At 70.2% G+C, this 15885-nt stretch carries 12 protein-coding genes; 5 read left to right on the forward strand and 7 right to left on the reverse strand.

What is annotated here, in order from left to right; genetic code table 11:
• Positions 1–63: 63 nt before the first annotated feature.
• From WME89_RS01445 to WME89_RS01460, 4 genes are all read right to left on the reverse strand, one after another.
• Positions 64–2346, reverse strand: coding sequence for a substrate-binding domain-containing protein (locus tag WME89_RS01445; protein WP_438011876.1), 2283 nt, complete (start codon positions 2344–2346; stop codon positions 64–66).
• 261 nt (positions 2347–2607) lie between these two features.
• On the reverse strand, positions 2608–3864 hold the full coding sequence (locus WME89_RS01450; protein ID WP_438007496.1) for a PAS domain-containing protein: 1257 nt from the start codon (positions 3862–3864) through the stop codon (positions 2608–2610).
• A 181-nt stretch (positions 3865–4045) separates the two neighbouring features.
• Positions 4046–4777, reverse strand: coding sequence for an SDR family oxidoreductase (locus tag WME89_RS01455; protein WP_438007497.1), 732 nt, complete (start codon positions 4775–4777; stop codon positions 4046–4048).
• A 73-nt stretch (positions 4778–4850) separates the two neighbouring features.
• Positions 4851–5504, reverse strand: a complete 654-nt coding sequence (locus tag WME89_RS01460) for a DUF4291 domain-containing protein (protein WP_438007498.1) — start codon at positions 5502–5504, stop codon at positions 4851–4853.
• Between the two features lie 964 nt (positions 5505–6468).
• On the opposite strand from WME89_RS01460, the gene WME89_RS01465 reads away from it, so the two are divergent.
• A complete protein-coding gene (locus tag WME89_RS01465) occupies positions 6469–7119 on the forward strand; it encodes a pectate lyase (protein ID WP_438011877.1) in 651 nt (216 codons plus the stop codon).
• 30 nt (positions 7120–7149) lie between these two features.
• Here WME89_RS01465 and rpsD read toward each other — a convergent pair whose 3' ends face one another.
• The 3 genes from rpsD to WME89_RS01480 all read right to left on the reverse strand — a co-directional run bounded on the left by rpsD (position 7150) and on the right by WME89_RS01480 (position 9419).
• Positions 7150–7761, reverse strand: a complete 612-nt coding sequence (rpsD, locus tag WME89_RS01470; RefSeq protein ID WP_438007499.1) for a 30S ribosomal protein S4 — start codon at positions 7759–7761, stop codon at positions 7150–7152.
• Positions 7762–7891: 130 nt separating this feature from the next.
• Positions 7892–8674 carry a class I SAM-dependent methyltransferase gene (locus WME89_RS01475; RefSeq protein ID WP_438007500.1) on the reverse strand — a complete coding sequence of 261 codons (783 nt, stop codon included), beginning with the start codon at positions 8672–8674 and terminating at the stop codon, positions 7892–7894.
• Between the two features lie 148 nt (positions 8675–8822).
• A complete protein-coding gene (locus tag WME89_RS01480) occupies positions 8823–9419 on the reverse strand; it encodes a DUF4291 domain-containing protein (RefSeq protein ID WP_438007501.1) in 597 nt (198 codons plus the stop codon).
• A 969-nt stretch (positions 9420–10388) separates the two neighbouring features.
• Here WME89_RS01480 and WME89_RS01485 point away from each other — a divergent pair.
• From WME89_RS01485 to WME89_RS01500, 4 genes are all read left to right on the forward strand, one after another.
• Complete coding sequence (locus WME89_RS01485) at positions 10389–10949, forward strand: hypothetical protein (RefSeq protein ID WP_438007502.1); 561 nt, start codon at positions 10389–10391, stop codon at positions 10947–10949.
• Positions 10950–11405: 456 nt separating this feature from the next.
• A complete protein-coding gene (gene cml, locus WME89_RS01490) occupies positions 11406–12650 on the forward strand; it encodes a CmlA/FloR family chloramphenicol efflux MFS transporter (protein ID WP_438011878.1) in 1245 nt (414 codons plus the stop codon).
• Between the two features lie 130 nt (positions 12651–12780).
• Positions 12781–14292 carry an ATPase domain-containing protein gene (locus tag WME89_RS01495; RefSeq protein ID WP_438007503.1) on the forward strand — a complete coding sequence of 504 codons (1512 nt, stop codon included), beginning with the start codon at positions 12781–12783 and terminating at the stop codon, positions 14290–14292.
• 22 nt (positions 14293–14314) lie between these two features.
• Entirely contained in the window at positions 14315–15838 is a 1524-nt protein-coding gene (locus WME89_RS01500) for a hybrid sensor histidine kinase/response regulator (protein ID WP_438007504.1), read from the forward strand.
• Positions 15839–15885: the final 47 nt, after the last annotated feature.

A 15885-nucleotide genomic window follows, 5' to 3' on the forward strand; every position in this document is an offset into this window, starting at 1 on the left:
ACTTCATCCGAGCCACGGTGTTGCCTTGCGACAGGATCGATGTTCGTGGATCGACGCCTGCGGTCAGGCGGTGCGCGCCGAGCCGCGCTTCGGGCCTGAACGGCGGAGGCCTCCTGTCGTCAGCTCGTGAAGGACTCCCGCCAACGACGAGTACGTGGCCAGCTCGCCGAGCTCCACGCCCACGAGGCTCATGGCGATCTCGGGGCGCACGCCCACGAGGATGACGCGCGCGCCCAGCAGCGCGACAGCGCGGCTCGTCTGGCCCAGCGCGTTGGCGACCTCGGCGTCCACGGCCGGCACGCCGGTGATGTCGAGCAGCACGAAGCGCGCCGCGTGCCGGCCCACCCCCTCGGTCACGGCCGTGAGCACCTGGAGGGCGCGGCCCCTGTCGATCGCGCCGATCAGCGGCACGAGCAGCACGCCGGGGAGGAGCGGGATGAGCGGACAGCCGAGCTCGCGCACCGTGTCGGAGAGCGCGCGCTCGATGGCGTAGGCGTCCTGCAGCTCCGCGTGCTTCGCCGAGAGCGACTGGACGAGCTCGTTGCGCTCGAGGGCCACGGCGAGCAGCGACGCCCAGACCCCGACCGTGCCCTCGTCGCCGGTCAGCTCGCGCAGGGTCGGCCCGACGACCGCCAGGACCCCCCAGTCGCGCTGGGCGGTGCGGATCGGCAGGAGGAGCATCATGTGCGCGCCGCTGGCGGCCGAGGGCGGCAGCAGCTCCGCAGGCGGAAACGCCTCCGGCCGATAGCGGCTGCCGATCGGGGGCGTCGCGCTGCCGTCGCGGCTGTAGGCGCCGGCGACGACGAGCGTCGTCGCGCCCTCCCGGAGCGCAAAGCAGCCCCAGATCGCGGTGGTCTTCGCGAGCCACGAGAGCGAGAGGGACTCCTGCTGGGAGCCGCTGAGCAGCGCGAGGCCCACCTCGTAGTTGGACCTCACGAGCATCCCGAGCTGCGCCACCGCGTCCGCCTCGACGTTGAGCCGGGCCCGAGCGATCGAGAGGCGCGCGCCGTCCAGGAACGCCTCCACCCGCTGCGCGGACGCCGCGTCTCCACCCGGCCGCTCGTGGGACCGGCGGAGCAGGCGGACGAGCGCCATCAAGGTGCCCATATCGGGCGCGATGCCGACGGCCTGCTGGTAAGCGCGCTCCAGCTCCTTCGCCGGAGGGAGCGCGGTGCCCTCGACCGCCGCCGAGCACCCTTCGAGCACCACGGCGACCCCTGGCCATACAGCGGCTGGCGACGTGCCGGGCGCGAGGCGCTGGGGCGCGAGGAGCAGCTCGACCATCCGCCGGTCGAGGTCGCCGCTCGCGTCCTCGCCGGGCGCCGCGTCCTGGTCGATGACGCTCTGGATCACGTCGCACCCGCATGAGGTCCGCCGGATCAACGTGTTCTGCGTGAGCACGAGCTCGGGCGGGGCGGTCTCGCCGGCGAGCATCGAGAGGACGAGATCGCACGCGGCGCTCCCCATCATCTCGAACCGCTGGCGTACGGTGGTCAGCGGCGGGTCGGCTGCTTGCGCCTCCGGCACATCGTCGAACCCGACGATCGCCATGTCCTCGGGGATACGGACGCCCGCCGCCTTCAACGAGGGCATCATCCCGATCACGTTCTTGTCCGTCCCGAAGACCGCCGCCGTGCACGCGTGCCGCTGCGCGAGGAGCTGCGGAGCGGCCTTCTCGCCGCCTGTATACCAGCTGTCGTCGCTCCGGATGACCAGCCCGGGATCGAGCGGTATCCCCGCCTCGGCGAGCGTGTCTCTGTAGCCTTCGAAGCGCTCGCGCACATCGGACTCATGGAAGCAGCCGACGAACGCGATGCGCCGGTGCCCGTGCTCGATCAGGTGGCGCACCGCGCTCCGGATTCCGCCGTGGTTGTCGGGGATCACGGACGGGCAGCTGCCCTCGTGGACATGGGTGCCGACGACGACGCGCGGGACCCGCTCGCGAGCGAGCTGCTCGATGCCTTGCACCGCGATCACGAGGATCCACCCATCCACCTGCTCTCTGGCGAGCGAGGGGGCCTGGAGCGACGCAGGGGTGCCGCGCATCACGAGCGTCCGACAACCGTGCTGCTGCGCTGTCTCGTGGATACCCTTCAGGACCGGGTTCCAGAACGAGCCGTCGAGATACGGGGTGATGACGCCCACGGTATATGCACGGGGCGTTCCGTGGAGATCTGGTCCGCGGAGAGGTGGCTCTGCAAGGCGGCTCGCATCGCGCGTCGAGCCGGCGTCACCCTCGCCCGTGGCCTGTTGTCCGGCCGCGCCATCTCCCGGCAACGAGCCGCTCGCCTTGCCACCCCACGGCTCCGGCGACTCGACTTCACTGCCCCGGCTACCGCGAACCATCACCCGGCTCTCCCTGCTCCCCCGTCCCTCGGCTGCGCTACCTTGTCCACATGTACCATGATCCGGACGTGCTCTCCTCGGCGCGATGGGGCGTGTACCCCGCCGGAGACGTGGCCCACGGCGGAGGGCGCACCGCCTGGCGTCCGGGCTCGAGCAGCTCGGATCGCACAGAATGACGGACGTCGTGCTGCAGCCACATGACGATGGCCCTGTCACCGAGGAGGCGCTCCCGAACTCTCCGAGGTACGCTATTGGCCGCTCTCAGCCCGGGATGGAGCCGCCTCTGCGCCCCCTGGTCCGCAGCGCGTGCTCGATGCCGCCGCGCAGCGTGCCCTCTGTCACCAGGCCCTGCCAATCCACGCCGAGGTCGATGAGCGTCCGCGCGATGGCCGGCTGAACGCCCGTGAGCACGACCCTCGCCCCGAGCAGCCTCACCGCGCGAGCGGCTTGCAGGAGCACCCCCGCCACGTGGGCGTCGACCGATCTCACCCCCGTGATGTCGATGATGGCGATGGTCGCCTGGTGCGCGCCGACCCCGGCGAGCAACGCCTCGATGATCCGGCTCGCCCGCTCGGGATCGAGCGTGCCGATGAGCGGCATGACGATCACCCCCTCGGCGATCGGCAGGAGCGGCGTCGCGAGCTCCCGGATGGTCGCCTGCTGCGCCTCGATGACCGCCAGCTGCGCCTCCTGGCGTTCGGCCTCAGCCCGCTTGATGGCCGTGATATCGATGGCCGCGCCCCCGACCGTCCCCTCCGGGATGCCAGGACCCCGGACGGGAAACTTGACGGAGTGGAACAGCTTCATCCCTTCTGTAGCGTGAGGGACGCTCTCCTCGAACACCGTCGCAACGCCGGTGCTCCTCACCGCGTCGTCCGCGGCCCTCACCGCCGCGACGACGGCCTCCGGCAGCATGTCCTGGTCTCGCTTGCCAGCGACGCTCCCTGGCACGACGCCCATGAACCGCTCGAACTGAGCGTTGGCCACGACATACCTGCTCTCGGGATCCTTGGCGAACATCATGGCAGGCATGTGCTCGAGGAACGCCTGGAACAGCGCCTCGTTCTTCTGCGGCTCCACCTCACGGCGTCTTTGCTCGGTGACATCCTCGGCCGAGACGAGGATCTGCTGCACCGCCCCGTCGTCGCCGCGCGTGAGGACGAGGCAGCGCACGGCAAAGATGCGCTCGGCGCCTCCGGCGCACCGTACGCGCAGCGCGCATTCGAGGGGCTCGCCGTCCGGTGAGGCCCTGAGCTGCTCCGCATGAGCCGCTGACGCGTCGAGCTCCTCGGGGGCGATGTGAGAGATCAGGGTCTCCCAGGCGCGCTCCGGGGTCTCCTCGTCGCCGATCCCGAGCGCGCGGACGAAGGCGCGATTGCGGGCGACCACCCGCCTGTCCCTGACGTCGAGGACACCAAGGATGGTCGGCGCCAGGTAAAATATCCGCTCGGCCAGCGCGCCCTCCGGCCCCGTTGCCCGCGCGGCCATCGAGCCGTTCGAGGTAGGCGTGTCCTTCATGTGCCCGTGCCCTCCTCGTTCACATGTAGTCGATTTTTCCCCCCTTGTGGTGCGAGGATCCGGTGCCGCACGGCGGGGGGGCGGGCGAAGGAGCTCGTGGGCCTCCCTCGGGCGGACGCAGCGCCGGCGCTCCCCGCGACGCCGATCACGAGCACGCTCCGCGACGACTCCGGTCCGACCTTCAGTCCGCTCCGTTGAGCCGCTTGAACATCTCGTCTGCTTCGGCCCGCGACGCCTGGCTGGACTTCGCCGAGAACTGGTACGTGACCTCGAGGCGGCCTTCGCCCAGCTGCTGGATGACCGAGTCGGCGTACTCGTCCGTGGGCACGCCGAAGTCGTGCGCCCCGCCCAGGTTGGAGCGGACGGCCGGCGGGATGATCTCGACGACGGTCACCGGCGTCTTGCGGAGCTGATGGCGCAAGGACAGCGTGAACGAATGCAGCGCTGCCTTCGTCGCCGAGTACACGGGCACCGCCGTCAGCGGGACGAACGCGAGGCCCGAGCTGACGTTGATGAGCACAGGCCGCGCCTGCTTGAGCAGGTGGGGCAAGAGCAGCGACGCCATGTGGATCGGCCCTTCGAGGTTGACGGCGATCTCCTGGCGGGTGTCGTCCCACGGCTCGCTGCGCAGGAGGTCGACCTTCCGCTGAATCCCGGCGTTGTTGATGACGACGTTGAGGTCGGGGAAACGCTGCGTGAGCTCGGCCACGAGCCGAGCGCGGTCCGCCGCGCTGCCGCTGTCGCTCACCTGCGTGACGACGGCCGGGAACCGGCGCCGGACTTCCTCGAGGGCGCCCTCGCGCCGGCCGGTGATGATCACCTGGTTGCCGGCCGCGAGGAAGCGCTCGGTCAGCGCCAGCCCGATGCCCGACGATCCTCCTGTGATCAGGACCGTGTTTCCAGAGAGCTGCATCGTCTCGACTCCTCTGCGCCTGCGCGCGCTTCGTCCTGCTCTTCCCTGCTCGCGACCCGCGACCTCGAGCCGCTCACGGCTCGCCCGGGGACGCGATCCCGACGCGGCTCGCGACCTCGGCGTCTTCCGGTCGATACACGTCCTCGAGAGGCGACCTCAGGGCGCCAGGGTCCCGGCGCATCACCTCGCGCTGCTCGGCCACGAAAGCGGAGATGTCCTCCACGCCCACCGTCCACTCCTCGACGAAGCGCCGCAGCGTCGCGCCTCGCAGCCCGAGCTGGATGGCGCGGCGCGCGAGCGGGGCCCCGGACGGATGGTGGTCAGGGTCCCACTGGAGGCGCACGTCCGAGCGCTGGAGAGCGGCCTTCCATTCCTCGGGGCTCCCGTACCGCTCCGCCACGAAGCTGGACGGCACCGCGGCCGCCAGGATCGCGTCGAACCCCGAACGCCGGATGCGGACGGCGAGCACCGCCTCCTGATCGGGCTTCGTGCCCCAGCCGGAGCGGTACATCATCCAGAGGAAGTTCGGCTTGATCCAGCTCATGCGGCCGAAGCTGAACTCCGGGCCTCCGAGCCGCTGGTGCAAGGCCGCGTGGCGCGCGATGGAGGGGCGATATGCCTGGTAGACCACCACGGTCTCGGGGTCGAACTGCGCCAGGATGTGGCGCCCGGCGGCGGGCCAGCGCGCGGCTTGCTCCGTGTACGGCGCGAGCTCGAGCATCTTCATGGGTCCATCACCGCGGGTGAGCCTCGCATCCATCCCGAGGTAGAGCAACGTCGGCCGCGCGAGCATGGAGGAAGGGCCGTCCCCTGTGTCGCCGCAGGTGTGAGCAGCTGGCGAGAACGATGGGGATGTGCGCATTCTGCCCTCTGGATGACGATCCGCACCTTCATCGATCAACTGCCGGTTGACACGGTCGACACTCCCACGTGACGGCGGCGAGCAGGCCATGGCACGGAGAGGCCAGAAGATCTCCTTTCGCAACAACATCGCTGTGGTGCCGCGACGCTCGACCGACGCGACACCACGTCTGCGTCGTGGCCCGCGCATTGCTTTGTGTCTCCGGTGAACGGCGCGGCAGCGCGCTGGTCGAGCCGGAGCGCAGCGACCCTGACGCGCCGGACGACGCCAGCGGGCAGATCGGCCTCGCCGCTCCTTGACCATCACACAAGGTGCAACCATGAACTTCAAGTTTGCTTACGCTTTCGGTACATTGATGTCGCTCGGCCTCGTCGGCTGCGTCGCCGCGGACGACGGCTCCGTGGACACGGACTCGATGGATGTGGACTCCATGAGCGACGCGCTCAGCGCTGTCCGGATCGAGGCCGAGGGGCAGTCGTGGTCGATCTCGTCCGGGGACAAGATCGAGACCAGCTCGGGCAACGTGAAGCTCCGCGCCAGTCAGAGCGGCGACTTCTTCCAGTTCTCGACGTCGGTCCAGTCGGGCACTTACAAGCTCGTCCTTCGCTACGCCAGGCGGAACGTGTACGGCAAGTACGACCTCAAGGTGGCCGGCTCGACGGTGGGGAGCATCGACGCCTACAGCTCGTCCACGGGCGACAGCTGGACGACGGCGACGCTCGGGGAGAAGACGCTCTCCGGCAATGTCGAGTTCTCGTTCCAGGTCGCGGGCAAGAGCTCCTCCGCCTCGGGCTACGACCTGAAGGTCGACCACATCGAGCTCGTGCCGGTGTCGGGCGCCGACGTGGGCGGCGGCGACTCGGGCGGCTCGACGACGACAGGGAGCGGCGGGGTCGTGAAGTCGACCATCGTCGTCAAGGCCGGCGAGACGTTCGACGGCGGCGGCAAGCGGTTCATCGCGGACGCCGGCACGCTCGGGGACGGCAGCCAGGACGAAGGGCAGCTGCCGGTGTTCAAGCTGGAGAGCGGCGCGAAGCTGAAGAACGTCGTCCTCGGCTCGCCGGCCGCCGACGGCATCCACACCTACGGCGACGTCACGCTCGAGAACGTCGTCTGGGAGGACATCGGAGAGGACGCCTTGACGGTCAAGGGGGCCGGCACCGTGGTCATCGACGGCGGCGCCGCGAAGGACGGCGACGACAAGGTGTTCCAGATCAACGCGGCCAGCACGTTCAAGGTATCGAACTTCAAGGCGACCAACGCCGGCAAGTTCATCCGGCAGAACGGCGGCACCACCTTCAAGGTCGACGTCATCATCGACCGCTGCGACATCTCGAAGATGAAGGAGTCCATCTTCAGGACGGACAGCAGCACGAGCACCGTGACGATGACGAACACCCGTTACAGCCAGATCGGCAAATCGCCGTTCATCGGCCTGCAGTCGCCGAACATCTCCACCTCGAACAACACCGAGTACTGAGCTGCGACCGCGCGGGGGGCGCGCTCTCCGTCACAGCCGCTGCGAGTAGTACTCGATGATGAGCTGAACCTCGATCGGGAACGGGATGCTCGTCTCGTCCGGCAGGCTGGTCACGCGCGCCTGCCGGGCGTCCTTGTCGACGGCGAGCCACGCGGGGGCCTCCAGGTCCGCTCTCGCGAGGCCCGCCACGACGGTCTGGTGGTCACGGCGCTGCTCGCGCACGCTCACCGTCTCTCCGGCGCTGACGCGGTAGGAGGCGATGTCGACGCGCTTTCCGTCGATGAGCACGTGCCCGTGCGTCACCAGCTGCCGCGCGCCCGGGATGGTGCGCGCGAACCCCGCGCGGAAGATGACGTTGTCGAGCCGGCGCTCGAGCAGCTCGATGAGCTTCGTCCCGGCGGCCAGCTTGCTCCGGCGCGCCTCGAGCATGAGCGTTCGAAGCTGCGTGTCGGTGAGGCCATAATTGAGCCGCACCTTCTGCTTCTCGCGGAGCCGCAGGGCATACTCGCTGAGCTTCTTGCGGGCCTGGCCGTGCTGCCCCGGGGGGTAGGGCCGGCGCTCGGTCTTCTTCGCCGACAGCCCGGGGAGCTCGACCCCGAGCGCGCGCATGACCTTGACGCGAGGTCCGGTGTAACGGCTCATGTCCAGGCCTCCCGGCGCGTGCGCGCGTCTCGAGCCTGGGGCGCGGCGCCCTCCGGCGCCGGTGCGTCGACGGTTTCGTGAAGGTTCATCGATGTCCTTTGTCTTCTTTCCTGGTCCTGTTCTCGAGGGCTCACACGCGCCGGAGGTGGCGGAGGATCGGGAGCTGCGATCTGCGAAGGATGCGCGCGAGCCCGTTCGTGGCCCGGACGCGGGCGCCGAGCGGCTCGGGGTAGTCGGTCTCGTCGAGGACGCGCAGCCACGGGAACGACTCGACGCCGCCGCCATTCCGGTGGAGCTCCACGTGGCGCGCGCCCCTCGCCGTGGCGGCGCGGAGGGGGAGAGACGGCGTCGCGTCGAGCAGGAGCTCCACGTCCGCCGCGAGGCGCAGCGAGGCCTCCGTCAAGAAGGCGGAGATGCGCTCGGGGCCGAGCTGGGAGAAGAGGCCGAGGCCGAGGATCAACGTGGGCCAGCCCTGCGCCTCGGAGAGCTGATCGATCCAGTGATCGCAGCCGGGGGACGCGGCGGCCAGCGCGTACCGCGGCGTCCGGGGGGCGCGCCGGCGCTTCCACGCGATCACGCGGGGGACGTCGATGTCGATCCAGTGGAGCAGGCCATTGTCGACGCGCGAGAAGCGAGTGCACGGCCCGGAGAAGAGCCCGATGGCCAGCCCGTCCGGGTGACGGCGGAAGAAGTCGCGCACGACGTCGTCCACGAGCCGCGTGCGGGCCGCGAGCGGGCGGAGCTCCTGCTCCGTGAAGCCCGCGCGCCCGAGGTCGAGCAAGCGGGCGAGGAGGCGCGCTTCATCGTCGTGGAACCCGAGGTCCGGAAGCGCGTCGGACGCGTAGGCGCACGCGGCGACACCCGCGAGCTCGCGTCGGGCAAACGAGGGGGCAGTGTCGATGTTGAAAGTCATTTTCATTTTCATGACAGATCGATCCGCTCCCTGTCAAGCCGAATCGGTGACCAGGCCGCGGCGCGCGCGCTCGCCCGGCGCGCTTGCCCGGCGCGCGTGCTTGCCCGGCGCGCGTGCTTGCCCGGCGCGCGCTGGGCGGCGTGTCCCGTCAAGGGTCGATGAGTAGCCGCCTGGCGACTGTGTCGTCGACGGCGTAGGGCCTCTCGCGAGGCAGCAACTTCGCCGCGCTGTCCGCGTGGCCGGCCTGCACCTGCTGGTACATCTTCCGGACCAGGGGGGTTCGATCCTGGATGGCGACGACCCAGCTCTCTGCGTACTCGCGGATGAGGTCGCGGCCGATGCCGACCTGGATGCTGTAATAAGGCAGCGGACCGCCCCGGAGGTTGCGCTCCGTGTCCCATTGAATGTGCACCTTGGCTCCGGCGAACGCCTTGCTCCACTCGTCCGGCGAGCGAAACACCGTCGCTTCCGGTGAGGTGAGGACGGCGAGGGAGAGCGCCCTCTCCCAGCCTGTTCGCCGGATGCGGACGGCGAGGATCCGCTCCTGCCCGGCCTTTCGTCCCCAGTTGCTGCGGTGCATGAGCCAGAGGAACGACGGCTTGATCCAGGTCATGCGGCCGAACGAGAACGGGGCGACTAAGCGCTGGGCAGCGAGCGCGGGCTCGGCGATCGCCGGCGCATAGGCCTGGTACATGACGATGGTCTCCGCGTCGTGGTCCGCTCGGATCTCGTGAAGCTTCGGCATGCGGTACACTCTAGCGCGGATCTCCACCAAGGCCGAATGGAGCTGCCGAAGGCAAGACTCGGCAGATCCGTTGAAGAAGAGTATTCGCAGGCTCCTGACGAAATCGGGGAGTGAACCCGGCGTCATCTCGGCGTCGAACAAGGCCAATGGCAGCCTGTCAGAGCGGCGAGAGTGGGATACTCCTGCCCTCGATTGATCCCGGTTGAGCTCCAGCGCCCGGCGTCGACGTGACGCCGGGCCGCCGCCGTGGCGCACACCGGCTTGCGCGCCCCGGCGAAGGAGAGCGCGCCCGGCGGGTCGCTGGCGCACACCGTCGCGTCCGTGATCGGTTCGTCGGCAGGGGCGTCGACCCGCCCCGCGATGACCCGGCGCCGCGATGACCCTGCGCCCTCCGGCTGCGCTGCCCCGCGGCGCGCGCGGCGCGGCCTGCGCCGAGGCGGCACCGGTCGGACGCGCCCTGCGCCGGCGTCTTGCCGGGCGGGCGGGGGCTCACCGCGGCGGGCTCCATGCGACCGAGCACGGCTGTCGTGGCGGCACCAGCAGCGGCGACCAGGCAGCCGGCATCATCGCCAAGGAGCTCATCGCGAGCTCATCCGCCGGCGTCACCTCAGGAACGTCCAAACCTCGAGGCCGCCATGGAAAGCAAGTTCTCCACGCGGCGAATCGGAATGGCACAGGTTTGCGACGTGCTAGGACCAGTTCTCCTGCACAAAGACCTTGCCGGCGGATCCTGCTGGCGTGCTGTGTGGGTGCCCACCACGATGCGCTGATGGCCAGGTGGCCGATGCCACCGACAGGAGATGCAGGCGCGCACGCGGCAGATACCATCCTGCAAAGTTCTGGTGTAGGTAGACGCTCGGCGCCTCGGGATGGTGCCAGAGCTTGATGAAGACGCTCCGCGGGAGCGGCGACGTTCGCCGTCTCGTTCGAGTCGGAGCGGCGTAACCGTTCATGTCAGGAGCAATCTCGATGAAGATCCTCAGCTTTGCAGCGATTCTGGTCACGGTGTGCGCGGTGGCGGCCTGTTCGGATGACGGTGGCTCGGGGGGTAACGGCGGGGCGGGCGGTGGGGGTGGCGCGTCCAGCTCCAGCACCTCGTCGGTGTCGAGCTCGACCGGCACGACGGGCACGGGCGGCAACGGCGAGGGCGGCAACGGCGAGGGCGGCAGCGGCGAGGGCGGCAGCGGCGAGGGCGGCAACGGCGAGGGCGGCGGCGTCGACTGCCCCACGCAGTGCTTCGACGACAATCAGGAGGGGGCCCTGGAGTTCTTCCAGCTGACGCTCGACACGTGCGGCTGTGCGGAGGGCGCCACGTGTGCCAGCTCCTGCGACACGACGGATGCCGAAACCGACGTCTGCGGCGACGATGGGACTGGCGACATCCTGGTGGCGGTCCAGGGGAACGAGGCGTGCGTGGACTGCCTTGACGGGCTCCCGGACGACGACTCCTGCATCGCGACGGTCGAGGAGGGATGCAACGCGAGCGAGGGCTGCACCGCGTTCGCCAACTGCGTGGCCGCCTGCCCGTGAGACGGTGAAGGCGGTCTCGCCGACGGCTGCGCCGCCCCCGCGCAGCCTGGATCGCATCGACATCCCCGACGCTCGTCGATGCGGCTGAGCATCGGTCGCCGCCACACAGGGTCACCTGACAGGGGCACCTGACAGTCAAGCGAACGCCGCCCAGGACAGACCCAGGGCAGGACGGGCGCCCGCTGCGGCACGGTGGATCACGGTGAGGGGCGCACGGGAAGCGACCGCGCGTCGAGGCTCCGTACTCCTCGACGATCTGCTCGATGACCGTTATCCTCTCACCGCCTGCAACAAGGGCACGCCCCGGGTGTAAGGATGGATACCGCCGCTTCAGACGAGTGAGCCGCAGCAACCCCTGAATTCGTTGCTGCGGCTATCTGCTCTCGATCGTTCGACGAGTGCCGTCCTGGAGGCAGATCGCCGCCGAATGTCCACCATTTGCGCGGGTGTATCGTCGTGCCTCGAACAATTTCAACAACCTGGAGCTTCTCGCTGTCCGCAGCGCTGCTGCTGATGGCCCCCTTCGACCTCTTGGCCTCGCTGGCCATGGATGTCTACCTGCCGGTGGTGCCGCTCATGCCAGGCATCCTCGGCACGTCGCCGGCGGTCGTTCAGCTGACGTTGAGCCTCTACATGGTCGTCCTGGGCGCGGGGCAGCTCGTGTTCGGGCCCATCTCGGACACGATCGGTCGACGGCCGGTCCTGCTCGGCGGTGCGGCCTTGTTTGCCGCCGCGTCGTATCTGCTCGCGGGCACCGGCTCCGCCGCGGTGTTCGTCGTCCTTCGCGTCATCCAGGCGCTGGGCGCGGCCGCGGCGCTCGTCGCGACCTTCGCGACGGTACGGGACGTCTATGCGGAGCGCGCCGAGGGGGCGCTGATCTACAGCCTGTTCGGCTCGATGCTCGCGTTCGTGCCCGCGCTGGGGCCCGTGCTCGGCGCGCTGCTCGCGGACCATCTCGGCTGGCGCGCGATCTTCATTGTGCTCGGCGTCGCCGCCACCGCGGCGCTGCTGAACGCAGCGCCGAGGTGGCACGAGACCCGGCCCGTGCGCGCGTCGACGCCACGCGCGGCGTTCGGTCGGATCCTCGCCGACGCCTCGTTCTGGACCTACACGCTCGGCTTCAGCGCGGCGATGGGCGCGTTCTTCGTCTTCTTCTCGACGGCGTCGCGCATCCTGATCGACCGGGCAGGCTTCTCGCAGCTCGTCTTCAGCCTGCTCTTTGGCACGGTCGCCCTCGTCATGATCGCGACGACCCGGTTCGCGAGGCGGTTCGTGGCGCGGTGGGGAAGGGCCGGGAGCCTCGTCCGCGGGATGGGGATGCTGCTCCTGGGAGCCGCGCTGCTGGTCGTCGGGCAGGTGACGGCCGCTCCGTCGTTCTGGACGTTCATCCCGCCCATGTGGATCATCGCTATCGGCATCGTTTTCGCGAGCTCGGTGACGGCGAACGGCGCGCTCCAGCGCTTCGGCCACGTCGCCGGCACCGCGACAGCGCTCTACTACTGCATCGAGAGCCTCGTCGTGGGGATCGTCGGAACGACCCTCGTCGTTCTGCTGCCCGGAGATACGGCATGGCCGCTGGCGGCCTATTGCACGCTCATGGCCGTCGTTGTGCTGGGCTTCGTCAGGCGGGTGGAGAGGACGGTTCCCCGCAGCTTCGACTCCGAGGCGCTCGCGCCGGCAAACACGCGAGCGCGACGTTGACCTGCGAGCTGGCGAGCGCGTGCGAAGACGAGGCCGGCGCGCTCCCAGCTCGGGGTGGCCCCCTCGCCCCAATAGGGGCCTTCCTTCTTCGTTCGACCAGGCAGGGGCGCCACGCTTCGCCAGAGAGCGCATGAACCCCACAGCGGTGCCGCGGATCGCGACAGGAATCCAGGAATTGGACAATATCCTCGGCGGCGGCCTGCCCCGCGGTCGGGTGTACCTCGTGCAGGGCGATCCCGGCACGGGTAAGACCACGCTCGCCCTCTCGTTCATGCTCGAAGGGGCGCGGCTCGGCGAGCCCGGGGCGTACATCACGCTCTCCGAGACCGAGGAGGAGCTCCGCGCGACTGCCGCCTCGCACGGCTGGTCGCTCGACGGACTCTGCATCCACGAGGCGTGCAGCGCCGAACGCGACGGCGCGGAGGACGGTCGAGACGATCGATATACCCTCTTCCATCCCGCCGAGGTCGAGCTCGCCGGGTTCACCCGCGATATCCTCGACGCATTGGAGCGGACGAACCCCGTCCGCGTGGTCCTCGACTCGCTCTCCGAGCTCCGGCTCCTGGCGGCCGACCCGCTCCGCTACCGTCGCCAGCTCCTGCTGCTCAAGCGGTTCTTCGCCGGGCGGCCGACGACGGTGCTGCTCCTGGACGAGAGCGCCGTCGACGTCGGCGATTTCGCGATGGAGACCCTGGTGCATGGCGTGCTCCGCCTCGATCGGTTCTGGGCAGAGCTCAGCGACACGCGGTACCGCCTGCGCGTCGTCAAGATGCGCGGCGTCTGTTTCCGCGGCGGTTACCACGAGTTCACCATCGAGACGGGAGGGCTGGCGATCTACCCGCGCCTCCGGGTCACGGACCATCGCAAGGACTTCGCCGAGGAGCAGGCGTCGAGCGGCATACCCGAGCTCGATTCCCTCCTCGGCGGCGGGCTCGACCGGGGATCGTCCACGCTCGTCATCGGCCCGACCGGCAGCGGCAAATCGGTGCTCGCCACCCAGCTCGCGGTCGCGGCCGCGGCGCGGGGCGAGCACGTGGCCTTCTTCGCGTTCGACGAGGTGCTCGACGCCTATTTCGCCCGGGGCGACGGGCTCCAGATGGGCCTCCGAGAGCACTTCCGGAGCGGCAGGATCGCGGTCCGGCAGATCGATCCAGGCGAGATGACGGCCTGGCAGTTCGCGAGCGCAGTCCTCCGGGCCGCCGAGCACGACCAGGCGCGCCTGATCGTGATCGACAGCCTCAACGGCTACCTCAGCGCCATGGCGGCGGAGCGCGATCTCGATCTCGCGCTCCACGAGCTCTTCGGCTGCCTGTCGCAGCTCGGCGTGATGACCGTCGGCACGCTGGTACGGCACGGCTTCCTCGGCGAGCGTGCGGCCCCCGCGGTGGACGTCAGCTATCTCGGCGATACCGTCGTGCTCCTCAGCCCCTTTGAGTCCAGAGGCGAGGTGCGCAAGGCGCTCAGCGTCATCAAGCGGCGGCGCGGCCCGCACGAGCACACCATCCACGAGCTCCATATCGGCCCGACCGGCCTGCGCGTCGGCGAGGCGCTGCGCGCGTTCCACGGCGTGCTCACCGGTCTCCCCAGGGTCCTCGACGGAGAGGGCAGCCAGCCGGAGGACGATGAGCCCGGCGACGAATGAGCCGCGTGAGGAGGCCGTCCTCGTGGTCGCTCCCACGGGCCGCGACGCCGCCCTGGCGGCCGGGGTGCTGGCGGAGCATGGCATCCGAACGGTCGCCTGCCCGGACATCGGCTCGCTCTGCCGGGAGCTCGACGCGGGCGCCGGCGCCGTGCTCCTCGCCGAGGAGGCGCTGGGGCAGCCGGCGGCGCGGTGCCTGGAGGCGGCGCTCCGGGAGCAGCCCCCGTGGTCCGAGCTCCCGCTGGTGATCTTCAGCAGCGGCGATCTGTCGACCGGGGCGATCCAGCGGACCCTCGCCGCCATTGCGCCGCTCGGGAACGTCACGTTGCTTGACCGGCCGGTCCGCATCGTCGCCCTGGTGAGCGCGCTCCAGTCGGCGCTGCGCGCCCGCCGGCGCCAGTACGAGGTGCGCGAGCTCCTCGCGCGCCTCGAGCGCAGCGTCCGCGATCGGGACCGCTTCCTCGCCATGCTCGGCCACGAGCTGCGCAACCCGCTCTCGGTCATCGTCTTCGGCATCCAGCTCCTCTCGCGGACCGCCGGCATGGACGAGGGCGCGCGGCGCCGGTGCGCGGTGATGGAGCGCCAGAGCAGCCTCCTCACCCGCCTCGTGGACGATCTGCTCGACGTCGCGCGGGTGACCTCCGGCCGGATGCGCCTCATCAGCGCGCCGGTGGATCTCGCCGCGCTCGTCTGGCGCTGCGTGGACGCCGTCGGCGCGTCCGTCCAGGCGCAGGGGCTCGAGATCGAGGTCGCGGCCGGGCTCGAGCCGCTCCTGGTCACGGGCGACGTCCTGCGGCTGGAGCAGATCGTGAGCAACCTCCTGGCCAACGCGACCAAGTACACGCCCCCCGGCGGGCGCATCCGCGTCGCGGTCACGCGCGCTGGAGGCCGGGCCGTGATCGCGGTCGAGGACACGGGCGTCGGGATCGCGACCGAGATGCTCTCGCACATCTTCGAGCCCTTCACCCAGGTGGAGAGCTCGCTCGATCGCGCGCGCGGCGGCATGGGGCTCGGGCTCTCGGTGGTGCGCAGCCTGGTGGAGCTACACGGCGGTACGGTGGAGGCGGCGAGCCCCGGCCTCGGGATGGGCAGCCGGTTCACCGTCGCGCTGCCGCTCTCCCCCGAAGCTCCCGCGCAGGGCGCGCCCCGGCCGGGCGGGCGCGAGGCGCCAGCCGTCGCCGCGCGTCGCGTGGTCGTCATCGAGGACAACGCCGATCTGCGCGAGAGCCTGCAGACCCTGATCGAGCTCTCCGGGCACCACGTCCGCTGCGCCGCGGACGGCCTCTCCGGCGTGGCGACCGTGCTCGCCGAGGAGCCTGATATGGTGTTCGTGGACATCGGCTTGCCCGGCCTCGACGGCTACCAGGTCGCCCGCCAGATCCGCGCCGCGCTGGGCGATCGCGTCTTCCTCACCGCGCTCACCGGGTACGGCCAGCCCGAGGACGAGCAGCGCAGCCGAGAGGCGGGCTTCGACGTTCACCTCACCAAGCCTGTGGAGCTCGGGGCGGTGGAGCGGCTCCTCGCCGCCGCGGCGAGGCAGGGGCCGTAGGCTCTGCATCGCCACGGGCCGGGCGACCCGCGGCGCGGCGGCGCGAT

Source organism: Sorangium sp. So ce321 (assembly GCF_051530195.1).
Lineage (GTDB): Bacteria > Myxococcota_A > Polyangia > Polyangiales > Polyangiaceae > Sorangium.

Coding starts and splice junctions, on each gene's coding strand:
- WME89_RS01445 (WP_438011876.1), bottom strand. CDS start 2,346: ATGGTTCGCGGTAGCCGGGGCAGTGAAGTCGAGTCGCCGGAGCCGTGG.
- WME89_RS01450 (WP_438007496.1), bottom strand. CDS start 3,864: ATGAAGGACACGCCTACCTCGAACGGCTCGATGGCCGCGCGGGCAACG.
- WME89_RS01455 (WP_438007497.1), bottom strand. CDS start 4,777: ATGCAGCTCTCTGGAAACACGGTCCTGATCACAGGAGGATCGTCGGGC.
- WME89_RS01460 (WP_438007498.1), bottom strand. CDS start 5,504: ATGAAGATGCTCGAGCTCGCGCCGTACACGGAGCAAGCCGCGCGCTGG.
- rpsD (WP_438007499.1), bottom strand. CDS start 7,761: ATGAGCCGTTACACCGGACCTCGCGTCAAGGTCATGCGCGCGCTCGGG.
- WME89_RS01475 (WP_438007500.1), bottom strand. CDS start 8,674: ATGACTTTCAACATCGACACTGCCCCCTCGTTTGCCCGACGCGAGCTC.
- WME89_RS01480 (WP_438007501.1), bottom strand. CDS start 9,419: ATGCCGAAGCTTCACGAGATCCGAGCGGACCACGACGCGGAGACCATC.
- WME89_RS01485 (WP_438007502.1), top strand. CDS start 10,389: ATGAAGATCCTCAGCTTTGCAGCGATTCTGGTCACGGTGTGCGCGGTG.
- WME89_RS01495 (WP_438007503.1), top strand. CDS start 12,781: ATGAACCCCACAGCGGTGCCGCGGATCGCGACAGGAATCCAGGAATTG.